General features: G+C 69.8%; 10 protein-coding genes. 4 read left to right on the plus strand and 6 right to left on the minus strand.

Annotation, left to right across the window (positions count from 1 at the left end; genetic code table 11):
• Window positions 1-52 precede the first annotated feature (52 nt).
• The 4 genes from gyrA to VIB55_RS00415 form a co-directional block, all read right to left on the minus strand.
• Entirely contained in the window at window positions 53-2665 is a 2613-nt protein-coding gene (gyrA, locus tag VIB55_RS00400) for a DNA gyrase subunit A (RefSeq protein WP_414680785.1), read from the minus strand.
• An 813-nt stretch (window positions 2666-3478) separates the two neighbouring features.
• Window positions 3479-4048, minus strand: a complete 570-nt coding sequence (locus VIB55_RS00405) for a hypothetical protein (protein WP_331874678.1) — start codon at window positions 4046-4048, stop codon at window positions 3479-3481.
• Between the two features lie 243 nt (window positions 4049-4291).
• Window positions 4292-5584: an amidohydrolase family protein gene (locus tag VIB55_RS00410; protein WP_331874679.1), complete on the minus strand. Its 1293-nt coding sequence runs from the start codon at window positions 5582-5584 to the stop codon at window positions 4292-4294.
• Window positions 5581-7020: an amidohydrolase gene (locus VIB55_RS00415; RefSeq protein WP_331874680.1), complete on the minus strand. Its 1440-nt coding sequence runs from the start codon at window positions 7018-7020 to the stop codon at window positions 5581-5583. The genes VIB55_RS00410 and VIB55_RS00415 overlap by 4 nt, the downstream gene beginning before the upstream one ends.
• A 272-nt stretch (window positions 7021-7292) precedes the next feature.
• Here VIB55_RS00415 and VIB55_RS00420 point away from each other — a divergent pair, with 272 nt between their 5' ends.
• The 4 genes from VIB55_RS00420 to VIB55_RS00435 all read left to right on the plus strand — a co-directional run bounded on the left by VIB55_RS00420 (window position 7293) and on the right by VIB55_RS00435 (window position 11053).
• Complete coding sequence (locus VIB55_RS00420; protein ID WP_331874681.1) at window positions 7293-8534, plus strand: PepSY-associated TM helix domain-containing protein; 1242 nt, start codon at window positions 7293-7295, stop codon at window positions 8532-8534.
• Window positions 8535-8630: 96 nt separating this feature from the next.
• Window positions 8631-9218 (plus strand): hypothetical protein, encoded by a 588-nt coding sequence (locus VIB55_RS00425; RefSeq protein WP_331874682.1) that lies wholly within the window; start codon window positions 8631-8633, stop codon window positions 9216-9218.
• A gap of 240 nt (window positions 9219-9458) precedes the next feature.
• Window positions 9459-9776, plus strand: coding sequence for a helix-turn-helix transcriptional regulator (locus VIB55_RS00430; protein ID WP_331874683.1), 318 nt, complete (start codon window positions 9459-9461; stop codon window positions 9774-9776).
• A complete protein-coding gene (locus tag VIB55_RS00435) occupies window positions 9773-11053 on the plus strand; it encodes a type II toxin-antitoxin system HipA family toxin (RefSeq protein WP_331874684.1) in 1281 nt (426 codons plus the stop codon). The genes VIB55_RS00430 and VIB55_RS00435 overlap by 4 nt, the downstream gene beginning before the upstream one ends.
• Before the next feature lie 82 nt (window positions 11054-11135).
• On the opposite strand, the gene uvrA is transcribed toward VIB55_RS00435, so the two are convergent.
• Together uvrA and VIB55_RS00445 are read right to left on the minus strand one after the other, a co-directional pair.
• Window positions 11136-13988, minus strand: coding sequence for an excinuclease ABC subunit UvrA (gene uvrA / locus VIB55_RS00440; protein WP_331874685.1), 2853 nt, complete (start codon window positions 13986-13988; stop codon window positions 11136-11138).
• A 284-nt stretch (window positions 13989-14272) separates the two neighbouring features.
• Window positions 14273-14735, minus strand: a 463-nt coding sequence (locus VIB55_RS00445) for a response regulator (RefSeq protein ID WP_331874686.1), incomplete at its 5' end; no start/stop codon positions are given.

Genomic DNA, 14735 nt, shown 5'->3' on the forward strand with positions numbered 1-14735 from the left:
TCCTCCGCGGCTCGTCTGTCCCTCCGCGCCTCCGCGAGAACCTTCAGCGGACCTACTCGTCGCCGAGCAGCTCGTCGGAGTCGTCGCCCGCGTCTTCGTCGATCAGGTCGCCCGCGTCGGCCGGCTCGTCGTCGAACTCGCCGTCCTCCGGGTCGATCCCCAGCGACTCCTCCAGCGCAGTGCTGTCCACCACCTCCTGGCCGGGCTCCTCGTCGGCCAGGATGGCCTTGGGCTCCTCGTCCTCGTTCACCACGCGCGCCACGTCCATCACCGCGTCCTTGGCGCTCAGGTTGATCAGCTTGACGCCCTGGGTGTTGCGGCCGATGGAGCGGATGCCGTCCACCGGGGTGCGGATGATCACGCCCTGGCGGGTGATCACCATCAGCTCGTCGCCGTCGTGCACCTCCTTGATGGCCACGACGCGCCCCGTCTTGTCGGAGATGCGCACGTTGATCACCCCGCGCCCGCCACGGCGCTGGCAGCGGTAAGCCTCCAGCGGCGTGCGCTTGCCCATCCCCAGCTCGGTGATCACCAGCAGCGACGAGCCCGCCTTGGTCACCACCATGCCGATCACCTCGTCGCCCTCCTGCAGCGTGATGCCGCGCACGCCGGTGGTGGCGCGCCCCATTTCGCGGACGTCCTTTTCCTCGAAGCGGATGGCCATCCCCTCGCGCGTGGCCAGCACCACGTTGCACGAGCCGTCGGCGGGGATCACGGTGATCAGCTCGTCGTCCTCGAGCACGTTGATGGCGTTCAGCCCCACGCGCCGCGGGTTGCCGTACGCCGCCAGCGAAGTCTTCTTCACCACGCCCTTGCGGGTGGCGAAGATCAACGACTTGTCGGGGCTGAACGTGCGCACTGGCACCAGCGCAGCCACCTTTTCGTCGGAGCCGATGTTGATCAGGTTCACCACCGGCTTGCCGCGGCTGTTGCGGCTGCCCACGGGAATTTCGTGCACCTTCAGCCAGTAGCACTGGCCGTCCCGGGTGAAGAACATCAGGTAGTCGTGGGTGTTGGCCAGGAACAGGTGCTCCACCCAGTCCTCTTCCTTGGTCTTCATCCCCTCGATCCCACGCCCGCCGCGCGCCTGGGCGCGGTAGGTGTCGGAGGGCACGCGCTTGATGTAGCCCGTGTGGCTGACGGTGATCACCATCTCCTCGTCGGGGATCAAATCCTCGATGGAGAGGCTGGACGCATCGCCCAGGATTTCGGTGCGCCGCTCGTCGCCGAACTTGTCGGCCACCTCGATCAGCTCGTCCTTGATGATGGACTTGCGCCGCTCGACGTTGCCCAGGATGTCCTCGAGGTCCGCGATGGTGGCGCGCACCTCGCCCAGCTCGGCCTCCAGCTGCTCGATCTCCAGCCCGGTCAGGCGCGCCAGCCGCATGTTGAGGATAGCGTCGCTCTGCCGCTCCGACAGCGCGAACCGCGTCCGCAGCGCTACGCCCGCCTCGCCGGTCGTCTCGGAGCCGCGGATGATGGCGATCACCTCGTCGATGTGGTCGACGGCGATCTTGAGGCCCTCCAGGATGTGCTCGCGCTCGCGCGCCTTGCGAAGCTCGAACTCGGCCCGGCGGCGCACCACGGTGTGCCGGTGCTGCACGAAGTGCTGAAGCATCTCGCGCAGCCCCATGATCTTGGGCACGCCCCCCGCCAGCGCCAGCATGATGATGCCGAAGGTGCTCTGCAGCTGCGTGTGCTTGTACAGCTGGTTGAGCACGATGTGGGGAATGGCGTCGCGCTTGAGCTCGATGACCACGCGGATGTGGCGGTCGCTCTCGTCGCGCAGGTCGGCGATCCCTTCGATCTTCTTGTCGCGCACCAGCTCGGCGATGTGCTCGATCACCCGCGACTTGTTCACCTGGAAGGGCACCTCGGTGATGACGATGCGCTCGCGGCCGCCTTCCTTTTCCTCGATCTCGGCGCGCGCGCGAAGCACCACGCGGCCGCGGCCGTGCTCGTACGCGCCGCGGAAGCCGTCGCGTCCGTAGATCACGCCGCCGGTGGGAAAGTCGGGCCCCCGCACGAACTGGTGAAGGTCTTCCCAGGTGGCGTCGGGGTTGTCGATCAGGTGCACGCAGGCGTTGACCACCTCGCGCAGGTTGTGCGGCGGGATGTTGGTGGCCATGCCCACGGCGATGCCGCTGGAGCCGTTGACCAGGAGGTTGGGGAACTTCGCCGGGAGGACTTTCGGCTCCATGAGCCGGTCGTCGTAGTTCGGCGAAAAGTCGACCGTTTCCTTGTCGATGTCGGCCAGCAGCTCCATCGCCAGTGGCGCCAGGCGCGACTCGGTGTAGCGGTAGGCCGCTGCCGCGTCGCCGTCGATGCTGCCGAAGTTGCCCTGCCCGTCCACCAGCGGATAGCGCAGCGAAAAGTCCTGCACCATGCGCACGAGGGCGTCGTACACCGAGGAGTCGCCGTGCGGGTGGTACTTGCCCAGCACGTCGCCCACCACCGTCGCGCACTTCTTGTAGGCGCGGGTGGGGATGAGCCCCGCCTCCTGCATGGCGAACAGGATGCGCCGGTGCACCGGCTTGAGGCCGTCGCGCACGTCGGGGAGCGCGCGCTGCACGATGACGCTCATCGAGTAGTCGATGAACGACTCGCGCATTTCCTGCTCGATCAGCCGGGGCAGGATGCGCGAAACGGGAAGTCCCGGGACCATGACCGGCTCGTCGCCGTCCTGGTCGGGCGTCTCTGGCGTGAAGTCGTCGGACATCTGGGCGTGTGGAACGGTCTGGAAAGCGTTGCCTGACGCGCACTTGGGCGCTCGGGGGATGATACCCCGGCGAGGCCGTCCGGTGCCCCGGGCAGAGGGGGGCCGAGAAGGTCATCAACGTACGCTTTGGGGCTGCTTTCCGCCAGTGCGCGCGCATGCCTGCGCGTACGGTCGCGCGTACGTGCGCGAGGGGAGCGTGCAGGCGGGGCGGGGGATGGGTGCCCGGGGGGAGTGCCGGAGTAGGCTGGGGCTGCTGGGGCGAATGAATTCGCGGCAACAACCACACGAAGTCCGCCTGCGCGGACTGCAAGCTGTCGTGCAGCCTCATCTGTCGTAGGCGCCCGGGCAGCCGGTGAAGGCCGGCTCTACCCCTCGCGCTATCGAAGCCCCGAACGCCGGCTAGCGGCCGTGTCGGGGCTTGCCGCTCTTCCAGCCACGGGTTCACCGGCCCGAGGGGCCGTCGGTACGAGAACGCCCCCGCCGACACCAGGGTCTGCGGGGGCGCGTCTTCGAGGAGCTTCCGGACTTACGGGTCCGAGCGCTTCGGCGCGGGCCCTCCCATGATATCTATGCCGTCGTTCTGACGGAGCGCGTCGAGCAGTTCGGGAGTGAGCGACGCAAAGAAGTTCGGCTGGCTTCGCATGCGCCCGCGCGCTTCTTCGAGCCATGCAGCGTCGGCGGCATCGCGAGCACGTCGCAGGCGTGCGAAGAGCCCGCGCGGGGCGGAGTGTTCGGGAGCAGGCATGCTCATTGGCAATCTCAGGGTCCCCATACGATCTCCTGTTCACAATGTAGCGGGAGCCCGGCTTTCCACACAACCCGAAATCCCAACCGCTCGTACATCCCCACCAACGCCGGGTCAGGGCGGGTGAGCCGGATCTGTCGCGCCCCAAACCCGCTGCCGTAGTTGCGCGCGGCTACGATGGCCAGCATCGCAACCTGACCTCGCAAAGGAACCGGCGGTGGCTCAGGCCGCCGCTCCATTCGGCTCACCGTCACGGTGAGGCGTCGGCCGCCCGTGCGCCGCGGGGACAGGTGCCCCAGCGCCAGCCCGCAGAGATCGTCGCCATACCAGATCGCGAGGGGCATGATGGCTGGGCGGTGCGGCAACCGCTCCACGAGCCGCGGCCAGTCCCAGCCACCCGCGCCGGACGGATGGGGGCTCGTCCAGGTCTCGCGCCAGGCCTGCAGCGCCCGATGGTCGATGTCGGCGAGCCGCAGCGCCGGACCGCAGATTCCCGCGGCCAGGGCAGCGTCCCGCGTAATGGCGTACGCTTCGTGGCGGACGGTCGCATGTCGCTCCCGTGCTCGCCGATATGTCTCGATCACCGTGTGCTTCCCGCTCCACAGGCTGCGTCCCGTGGCTCTCCCCGCATCCCATGGCGCGGGTTCGAGCGCCGGCACGTACAGCCCTCGGATCAGGAGGAACCGCCCTGTCCACAATGTAAACGTGAGCAGAGTGAGCACGCAAGCCCCACGAACAGCGCCCCCGCGGACACCAGGGTCCGCGAGGGCGCTTCCATCTACTTCGTGAGCGTGATGCGGTTACTCTCCGCGCTCACGGCCCCCCGTTCACGGCTGCCGGTACGTTCTTACGTTCTCGTCGAGCGTGCGGTACCGTTCGCGCAGCTGCGTCTCGCGGCTGACCAGCTGCACCTCCTGCCCGCGGATGATCACGTGCTCCACGCGGGTGAGAAGCTCGAAGGGGTCGCCGCTCCACACGACCACGTTCGCCACCTTCCCCGCCTCCAGCGAGCCGTACCGGTCCGCCACGCCCCAGATCTGCGCCGGATACAGAGTCACGGCACGGAACGCCTCCGCCCACGGAAGGCCGTACGCCACCGCGTTCCCGGCCTCCTGGCGGATGGTGTACGCCCGCCACGTTTCGCCGCTGGTGAGCGCCACCTGCACTCCCGCCCGGCGCAGGCGCGCGGCGTTCTCGTAGGTGGCGCCCAGCGACTCGAAGCTCCCGGGAAGGTTGTTGAGCACCTTCACCAGCACCGGCACGCGCGCCCGCGCCAGCTCGTCGGCCACCATCCACGCCTCGGTGCCGCCCGTGATGATCAGCCGCAGGTCGTACTCGCGCGCAATGCGCAGCGCGAGCTGGATGTCGCTGGCGCGGTGCGCCTCCACCACCAGCGGCTCCCGCCCCGCGAGCACCGGCTGCAGCGCCTCCATGTCCAGGCGGCTCACCGAGAACTCGCGCGTTTCGCCCCGCTCGAAGCTCTGGCGGTTGCGCGCGTAGGCCCGGGCATCTTCCAGCACCTCGCGCAGCCGCATGGAGATGGCGGCGCGGGGCCCACCCACCGCACCCCGGGCGTTCTCGCTCAGGCTGGCGTACATTCCGATGGGCGAAACTACCGTCATGTCTTCCACGCGGTTGCCCGCCAGGTCGATCATGGCGCCCTGCCCGGAGATCAGGCTTCCCGACGGCCGCGTGATCGCCGTGGTGACGCCCATGATCCGCACGATGGGAATCACCATGCTCCGCGGGTTCAGTCCCTCGGTCACGGTGAAGGCGGCCTGCACCTGGTCGTCGCTGTCGCGGCGCGAGGTGACGTCCTGGATTTCCGCGTCGTTGCTCTCGGCGATGGAGCTGACCTCGCCGATCCCCATGGTGGTGCTGCTCTCGATGAGCCCCGGCGTCACCCACTTGCCCGTGGCGTCGATCCGGCGCGCGCCCGCGGGAATGGCGACGTTGGCGCCCACGGCGGTGATCCGCCCGTCCTGGATGACCACGGTGCCGCCGCGGATGGGCGTTCCGTCGGCCGTGTACACGTCGCCGCCCACGATGGCGATGGCCTGTGCCGCGGCCGGGGCGGCGGCGAAGCAGAGCGCCGCCGCGGAGAGAAGAATGCGGTTCATCGTACGGCCTCCGCGGGGAAGAGCCCAACCTCGAAGTCGGTGCGGGGCTGGCGGTTGGGGTTCATTCGGTCGTACAGCAGGGCGCCGTCGATGAACACCTGGTCCGCCCGCGCGTAGACGCTGAACGGGTTGTGGCTCCAGATCACCACGTCGGCCTGCTTTCCCGCCTCCAGCGTGCCCACCTGCTGGTGGATGCCGAGCGCCCACGCGGCGTTGGCCGTGATCCAGCGCAGCGCGTCGTTCTCGCTGATCTCGATCCCCATCTCGCGGCCGGCCTCGAGCGCCTTTGCCGCCTCCTGGTTCAGCTTCTGGATCCCCGTGGGGTCGTCGGAGTGGACGATGGCGATGCCGCCCGCCTGGTGCAGCATGGCGACGTTGGCGCGCGTGAAGTCCAGCGCCTCCATCTTGAAGCCGCCCCAGTCTGCCCACAGCGAGCCGCTGATGCTGTCGCGCGCCATCAGGTCGCGCACCTTGTACGCCTCCACCCCGTGATGGAAGGAGCGGATGCGGTAGCCGAACTCGCGCGCGATGTCGATCATCTGCGCCATCTCGTCGCCGCGGTAGCAGTGGTTGTGCACCAGGATCTCTCCCCGCAGCACCCCCGCCAGCGTTTCCAGCTCCAGGTCGCGCGTCGGGGCGCTTCCGCCGCCGCCACCGCTGCCGGAGTTCCCGCCGCTCGCGGAGCTCCCGCCCCCGTTGCCAGCCGCGTCCATGCGACGCCTGTAGTCCTGCGCGCGGATCCACGCGCTCCGGAAGCCCGCGACGTTGCCCATGCGGGTGGCCGGGCCGCCGCGTTGCCCGTAGACGCGCTTGGGATTTTCGCCGCACGCCATCTTCAGCCCGTACGGCGCGCCGGGAAACTTCATTCCCTGCGCGGTACGGCTGGGCACGTTCTTCAGCGTTACGCTGCGCCCGCCGAAGAGGTTGGCGCTGCCGGGAAGGATCTGCATGGAGGTGACGCCGCCCTCCAGCGCGCGGGTGAAGCCGGGGTCGTGCGGCCACACCGAGTGCTCGGCCCACACCTCGGCGGTGTTGGGGCTGGTGGCCTCGTTGCCGTCGCTGTGCGCCTGCACGCCGGGGCTGGCGTACACGCCCAGGTGCGAGTGGGTATCGATGACCCCGGGCGTCACGAACCGGCCCGTGGCGTCCAGCACCACCGCCTCGGCCGGCGCCTGCAGGGCGGTGCCCACGGCGGCGATGCGCCCATCCACCATCAGCACTTCGCCGTTGGGGATGACCTGCCCGGCGGCCGTCATCACCGTGCCGCCCCGGATCAGCGTGGGCCGGGAGGCCAGGGGGCGGTAGGTGGACGGGAAGGGATCACTGGACTGCCGCTGCGCCGCGTCGGGCGCGGGCCCCTGCGCGGGGCGCGCGGCCGTGCCTCGCGCGCAGCCGGCCAGGGCCGCCAGCGCGAGCGCCGACAACACACGCTTCATCTGGGCTTCTCCGTTCGATGGAAGGAGGCGCGGCACACGTTCATGTTTTTTAGCACGGCAAAAGCCGATCGTGGGCCGCGGGAACGTCCCGGCCATTGTAGGCCCGCCGGGGCAGAGCCGGCAAGGGCGCCAAGCTACGGGGCTTGCCAGGACCGGGGGCACGGGATATCGTCCCGCTACTCTGGTTGATAATGATTCTCAATCCGCTGCTCGCCTACTCGTGGGCGAGTGGCAGACTTGTACGTCGTACGAACTCGAAGGCGGCTCTCGCGATGCGGCAGTTTCGAAACGTGATCTTCTGGGCCCACCTGCTCACGGCCATCCCCGCCGCCCTCGTGGTGCTGGTGATGTCCGTCACGGGAGTGCTGCTGACCTACCAGCGGGAGCTGACTGCCTGGGCCGATATCCGCGGGCTGAACGGGTCGCCCCCGGCGGCGGGTGCCGCGCGCCTGCCGGCGGACGTGCTGATGCAGCGGGTCACGGCGGCGGAGAAGGGAAAGCCCACCACCCTGCGCTGGCACGCGGGCCCCGAGCGTCCCGTGGAGGTGGCGTTCGGCCGCGAGAAGACGGTCTTCGTGAACGCGTACACGGGGCAGGTGCTGAGCGCCGGCTCGCGCGGCGTCCGCGGCTTCTTCCGCACCGTCGTGGCGTGGCACCGCTGGCTGGGCGCGCAGGGCGAGGGGCCGGCGCGCGACCGTGGCAAGGCCGTGACGGGCGCCGCCAACCTCATGTTCCTCTTCCTCGTGGTCAGCGGCTTCTACCTCTGGTGGCCGCGCAACTGGAACGCGACCGCGCTGCGCAACGTGCTGGTGTTCCGGCGCGGGCTGCCGGGCAAGGCGCGCGACTTCAACTGGCACAACGTCATCGGGTTCTGGTCTGCCGTGCCGCTGTTCCTGATCGTCCTTTCCGGCGTGGTCATCTCGTACCGCTGGGCGGGCGACCTGGTGTACCGCGCCGTGGGCGAGGCGCCCCCGCCCCCCACGGGCGGCGGTGCGTCGGCTGGCGCCCGCGGCGGCAAAGGCGATGCCCCCACCCTGACGGGGATGGAGGCGCTGCGCGTCCGTGTCGAGCGGCAGGTGGACGGCTGGCGCAGCATCACCCTGCAGATCCCTTCGGAGGCCGATAAGCCCGTCGCGTTCACCATCGACCGCGGCGACGGCGGGCAGCCGCAGAAGCGTGCGAGCCTGTCGCTCTCCGCCACGGGCGAGGTGGAGAAGTGGGAGCCCTTCGCCGCGAGCACCCGGGGGCGCCAGGTGCGCAGCTTCCTTCGCTTCGCCCACACGGGCGAGGTGGCGGGGCTTGCGGGACAGACGGTGGCCGGGCTGGTGTCGCTGGGTGCCGCGCTGCTGGTGTGGACGGGCCTTTCCCTCTCGCTCCGCCGCTTCCGCGCCTGGCGCGGCCGCCGGCGCGAGCGCCCCGTGCCCGGCCCGGACTCGCCCGGAGACAGCGCCCGTCCCCGTGGGAGGACGCCCCGGGCGCTGATACAGGTGCAGGAGCCGGAAACATCCGCGTAGTTCCTAAGTTTTTGCGAATCATCGACTTGGCATCTGCATTGCCCTCTGTGGCACCCGAGATTCGGACGCACGACACCGAACATTGGAGCCAAGCAGATGAAGACGATGAAATTTTCCCTTCCCCTCACGTTGGCGCTCGCCGCCGTCCTTTCGGCCTCGCCGGCGGACGCGCAGAAGGGCGGGAACGGCAACGGACGCGGGCAGGGCCAGGAGCAGCGCGACCGTGATCGCGACCGTGACGACGACGACCGGTATGATCGCGACGACGACCGTGACGAGCGCCGGGCGCGCGACCGCCGGGACACCCGCGACGAGCCGCGCTTCGAGCGCCGCAGCGATCGCAGGGTGCCGCCGGGCTGGTGCCAGGGCCGCGGCAACCCGCACAACACGGCCGCCAACTGCCGGTACAACAGCGGTTCGTCGGCTTGGGAGCGGTTGGACAGCCGCACCGGGCGGTACGAGACGCGCGACCAGTACGAGCGCCGCACGCGCGACAGCCGCTACGGCGGCACCAGCGGCTCGTATGAAGAGGCGCACCGCGAATTCCACTACTCGCACGACCGCCAGTGCCGCGAGCGCGCCTCGCAGCGTCCGCTGGACATCCGCTGGCAGGTGCAGGTTCGCAGCGAGTGCAAGGCCGCCCACGACGAGTTCCACCGCCGCTGGGGCACGGCGCACCGGTAACGGCAGTGTGAAAGTCCCTGATTGAAGACAGTTTCACGCAGAGGACGCGGAGGGAACGGAGAGGACGCAGAGGGCAGCTACGGCCCCTCTGCGTCCTCTCTGTCTTCTCTGCGCCCTCTTCGTGAAACTGTTTCTTGTTCGTTTCAATCCCGGGCCAAGTCGGGCGACGGGTTGGTTGCCTGCGCGTTTAAACGGTATTATATTACGACTTATCTCGGCTTAACGCCATTAATCGATAATATGATACCAGTTATTCTGCAGACCCCAGCCGAGGTCGCCCTGACGGTGGCCGCACGCGCTCGGGCACTCCGGCTGGCGCGCGGCTGGACGCAGCAGGAGTTGGCGGAGCGGGCCGGCGTGGCGGTAGACACGCTGCGCCGGTTCGAGCGCACGGGCAAGATCGCGCTCGAGCGCCTGCTGATGATCGCCAAGGTGCTCGACGCCACCGAGCCGTTCGGCGCGTTGTTCGCCCCGCCACCCGCGCGGACGCTCGCGGAGCTGGAGCGCGCGTCGGGTCCGGGGCGGGTACGTGCCCGCAAGCCGCGGAGGCCCACGTGACCGCGCTGGAGGTGCGCCTGGCCGACGCCCGCGACGTACGCGTGGGCCGGCTGGTACCGCACGGCCGCGTTGTGGCGTTCGAGTACGAGCCCGCCTTCCTGGAAACCGGGCTCCAGCTTTCCCCGCTGCACCTGCCGTTGCGCCCGGGCGTCTTCGAGGCGCCGGCCACGCCGTTCTCCGGCCTTCACGGCGTCTTCAACGACTCGCTTCCTGACGGGTGGGGCCTGCTGCTGATGGACCGCGCTTTCCGCCAGCGCGGGATCACCCGCGAAGCCATCACCGCCGCCGACCGCCTGAGCTACCTGGGCCGCCGCGGGATGGGCGCGCTGACGTACCATCCCGAAACCGGCCCGGATGACGACGGCCGTGCGGTGGACCTGGCCGAGCTTGCCGCGCAGTCGGAGCGGCTGCTGGAGGGAAGCGGCGAAGAGGTGCTTCCCGAACTGATGCGCGCGGGCGGCTCGCCCGGCGGTGCGCGCCCCAAGGTGGTGGTCGCCTACCGCGAGCGCGACGGGTCCATCGTGTCGGGAAGTGACGAGGTGCCGGAAGGCTGCCGCGCGTACATCGTGAAGTTCGGCTCGCGCGAGGATCCGCCCGACGCCGGCGCCATCGAGCTCGCCTACGCCGCCATGGCGCGGGCCGCGGGCATCGACGTGCCGCCGGCTCGCCTGTTCGAAACGCGCGATGGAGGGCGGTTCTTCGGCGCCGAGCGTTTCGACCGGCCGGATGGCGAGCGGCGGCACGTCCATACGCTCGCCGGCCTGCTGAACGCCGACTACCGCCTCCCCAGTTTGGACTACGAGGGCTACCTGCGCACTGCGTGGGCGCTGACGAACAGCCACGGAGCCGTGAAGGCGGCGTTCCGGCGGATGGTGTTCAACGTGCTGGCCCACAACCGCGACGACCACGCGAAGAACTTCGCCTTCCTCATGCAGCCGGATGGAACGTGGGAGCTGACGCCGGCCTACGACCTCACCTTCAGCGGCGGACCGGGCGGGGAGCATACGATGGCGGTCGCGGGCGAAGGCCGCGCGCCGGGAGCCCGCGAGTTCGAGCAGGTCGCCGCCCGCATGAGCATCCCGCCGCGCGAATCGAAGCAGATCCAGGATGAAGTCGCGGCCGCGGTCGCGGAGTGGCCGCGCTTCGCGGGCGAGGCGGGAGTCAGTCGCCCGTGGATCAAACGCATCCAGGAGCGGCTGAAAACCATCAGCGCCAACACCAATGCTGAGGTGACTCCCTCCAAAACAGTTTCACGCAGAGGACGCAGAGGAAAATGAGAGGACGCAGAGGCAGCACCGGCCCCTCTGCGTCCTCTCTGTCTTCTCTGCGCCCTCTGCGTGAAACTGAAGTTCGTTCGTTTCACTCCGAGGCCAGCAGGGGAGCCAGCCACTGCCCGGTCACGCTCTCCGTCACCGCGGCGATCTCCTCCGGGCGGCCCATCGCCACCACGTGCCCGCCGTCCGGACCCGCGCCGGGGCCCAGGTCCACGATCCAGTCCGCCGTCTTGATCACGTCCAGGTTGTGCTCGATCAGGATGACCGTGTGCCCCGCGTCGGCCAGGTCGCCGAGCACGCGCAGCAGCTTGCGAATGTCGTCCATGTGAAGCCCGGTGGTGGGCTCGTCCATGATGTACAGCTTGCGCCCGCCTCGCCGCGCGCCCATCGCCAACTCGCGCGCCACCTTGATGCGCTGCGCCTCGCCCCCGGAAAGCGTGGGCGCGGGCTGCCCCAGCCGCAGGTATCCCAGCCCCACCTGCTGAAGGTGCCAGAGGATTTCGCCCAGCCGGTCTTCGTGCAGGAAGAAGCGGATGGCCTCGTCCACCGTCATCTCCAGCACGTCGCGGATGGACCGGCCGCGGTACTTCACCTCCAGCACCTCGGCCTTGAACCTCGCGCCGCCGCAGATTTCGCAGGGAACGAAGACGTCGGCCATGAACACCATCTCCACCTGCACCTGCCCCTCGCCCTTGCACGCCTCGCAGCGCCCGCCCGCCACGTTGAACGAAAAGTGCCCGGGCCCGAACCCCAGCCGCTTCGCGTCAGGCAGGCTGGAGAAGATGCGGCGCACCTCGTCGTACGCCTTGATGTAGGTGACGGGGTTGGAGCGCGGCGTGCGGCCGATGGGTGACTGGTCCACCAGCACCACTTCGCGCAGCGTGCCCACGCCCTGCAGCCGCTCGTATCCGCCCACCGTCTCGCCCAAGTGCCGCTTGGCGCTCGTCTCCCCGCCGGACAGCTCCCGTTCCACCGCGCGAAAGAGAACGTCGTGCACCAGCGTGCTCTTTCCCGATCCCGACACCCCCGTCACCACGGTGATGGCGCCCAGGGGAAAGACGGCCGCGTCGCCCTTCAGGTTGTGTTCGCGCGCCCCCTCCAGCCGCAGCCGCAGCCCATCCACCGGCCGCCGGCGCGCGGGGATGGCGATGCTTTCCCGACCGGAGAGGTAGCGGCCCGTCAGCGTGTCGGCCGCCATCAGCTGCTCCAGCGTGCCCTGGAACATCAGCTCGCCGCCCAGCTCGCCGCTCCCCGGCCCCAGCTCCACCAGCCAGTCCGCCAGCCGCATGGCCTCGGGGTCGTGCTCCACCACGATGACGGTGTTGCCATGTTCGCGCAGCCGCACCAGCAGGCGAAGCAGCCGGTCGTTGTCCGCCGGGTGAAGGCCGACCGTGGGCTCGTCGAGCACGTACAGCGTGTCGACCAGGCGGCTCCCCAGTGCGTTGGACAGGGAGATGCGCTGCGCCTCACCGCCGGAGAGGGTGCGCGTCTGCCGGTCAAGCGTCAGGTACCCCAGCCCTACGTCCACCAGGAAACCGACCCGTGAGTCCAGCTCCTTGAGGATGGATTCGGCGATCTCGCGCTCCTGGCCGGTCAGCGGCGGCTGCGGGCAGTCGGGGTCGCCCGCGCGGCCGTGCAGCATGGCCGCCAGCCAGGGGCGCAGCCGGCCCAGGGGAAGGGCGGATACGTCGGCCACGGTGCGGTTGGCCACGCGCACCCGCAGCGCCTCGGGACGCAGCTTGGCACCGCCGCATACGGGGCAGTCCTGGCTGCTCTGGTACTGGCGCAGGAAGACGCGGATGTACTGCTTGTAGCGCTTTTCCTCCAGCGCCTCCAGGAACTGGAAGATGCCCTGGAAGCCGCGCGTGCCGTGCAGGATGGCGCGGCGGAACTCCTCCGGAAGCTCGCTCCACGGCGCGTCCATCGACACGCCCTGCCTGGCGGCGAAGTCCGCAAGCTTGCGGCGGCGGTCCTCGTAGCGCGGCTTGCTCCACGGGTCCACCGCGCCCTCGGCCAGCGAGCGCCCGGCGTTGGGAACGATCAGCGACTCGTCGTAGCGCAGCACCGCGCCGAAGCCCGTGCACTCCGGGCAGGAGCCGTACGGGTTGTTGAAGGAAAAGAGCTGGGGCGAGGGGGTGGCGAACTCGATCTGCGGGTGGTCCGGGCAGCGGAACCGCTCCGTGAAGCGCAGCGCCGGCGCCGCGAGGGGAACGACGACGGCCTCGCCCTCGCCCTCGGCGAAGGCCGTCTGCAGCGAGTCGGCCAGGCGCGCGACGTCGTCCGGGTCGGCTTTCAGCCGGTCGACGACCACGAGCAGCTCGCGCGACGCGGTGAGGTCGATCCCCTCGGGCAACTCGTCCAGGTGAAGCTCGCGCCCGTCCGCCAGCAGGCGCACGAAGCCCAGCGCGCGCAGGTTGTCGACCACCAGCGCGTGGGTGACGCGGGCGGAGAGCGGAAGGGGAAAGCACACCATCAGGCGGGTGCCGCCGGGGAGCGCCAGGATGGCGTCGGTGGCGGACTGCACGCTGTCGGGCTTCACCTCGCGCCCGCACGGCTGGTCCGGGTGCGGGCCGGGGCAGTAGGTGCGCCCCACGCGCGCCCACAGCAGGCGAAGGTAGTCGTACACCTCCGTGGCCGTGCCCACGGTGCTGCGGCTGGTCTTGGTGGGGTTGCGCTGCTCGATGGCCACGGCGGGCGAAATGCCCTCCACCCGGTCCACGTCCGGCTTTTCCATCCGGTCGAGGAACTGCTTGGCGTACGTGGATAGCGATTCCACGTACCGCCGCTGCCCCTCGGCGTAGACGGTGTCGAAGGCCAGCGACGACTTTCCCGAACCTGACGGCCCCGTGACGACCACGACGGCGCGCCGGGGGATGTCGAGGTCCAGGTTCTTGAGGTTGTGCTGCCGGGCCCCGCGAATGACGATGCGATCCTTCATATTCCCGAAAACATACCGAACTCGCCAGCCGTGCGCAAAGTGCACGGATCAGCAGGGTTTCCGGGGCACGAACCGCGCCCTTCGTCCCACGTTCCGGGCTTGAAGCACGACCGCCCCCGGCGTGACGCCGGGGGCGGTCGTATTCTCGCTGAGCCGGGAGCGGTCAGTCCGCCGCGCGCTCGATGATGATGAACTGCACCTCGTCGCGGCTCACGTCGCCACCACCCGCAGAGGTTGCTCTCGATGATGCGCGGCGGGTAGCGATCGGGCTCGTCCCTCGCGGGTCAGGGCCGCCGGGCGTCGAGCAGCGTGCGCACCTGGGCCAGGATGGCCTGCGGCGAGAAGGGCTTCTGCAGGAAGTGGGTATCGGCCGTGCGGATTCCCCGGCGCAGGATGTCGTCGTCGGTGTACCCCGACATGTACAGCACGGGCACCCCGCCCGCGATCCCCGAGATCTCGGCGGCCGCGGCCGGCCCGCTGCGCCCGGGCATCACCACGTCCGAGATCACCAGCTCGATGCGGTCGGCCTGCAGCCGGGCCAGCTCCAGCGCCTCGGAGCCGTCGCGCGCCTCCAGCACGGTGTAGCCGTGGCGGGTGAGCACGCGGCGCGTGAGGCTGCGCACCGCTTCCTCGTCCTCGATCAGGAGCACGGTCTCGCTGCCGGTGGGCGACAGGGCCTCGGGCTCCGCCCCGGCCGGCTCCGGCGCGGCGCGGGCGGGCAGGTACACCCGGAACTCGGTGCCCTTG

Origin of the sequence: Longimicrobium sp. (genome assembly GCF_036554565.1) — a bacterium.
Classification (GTDB): Bacteria; Gemmatimonadota; Gemmatimonadetes; order Longimicrobiales; family Longimicrobiaceae; genus Longimicrobium.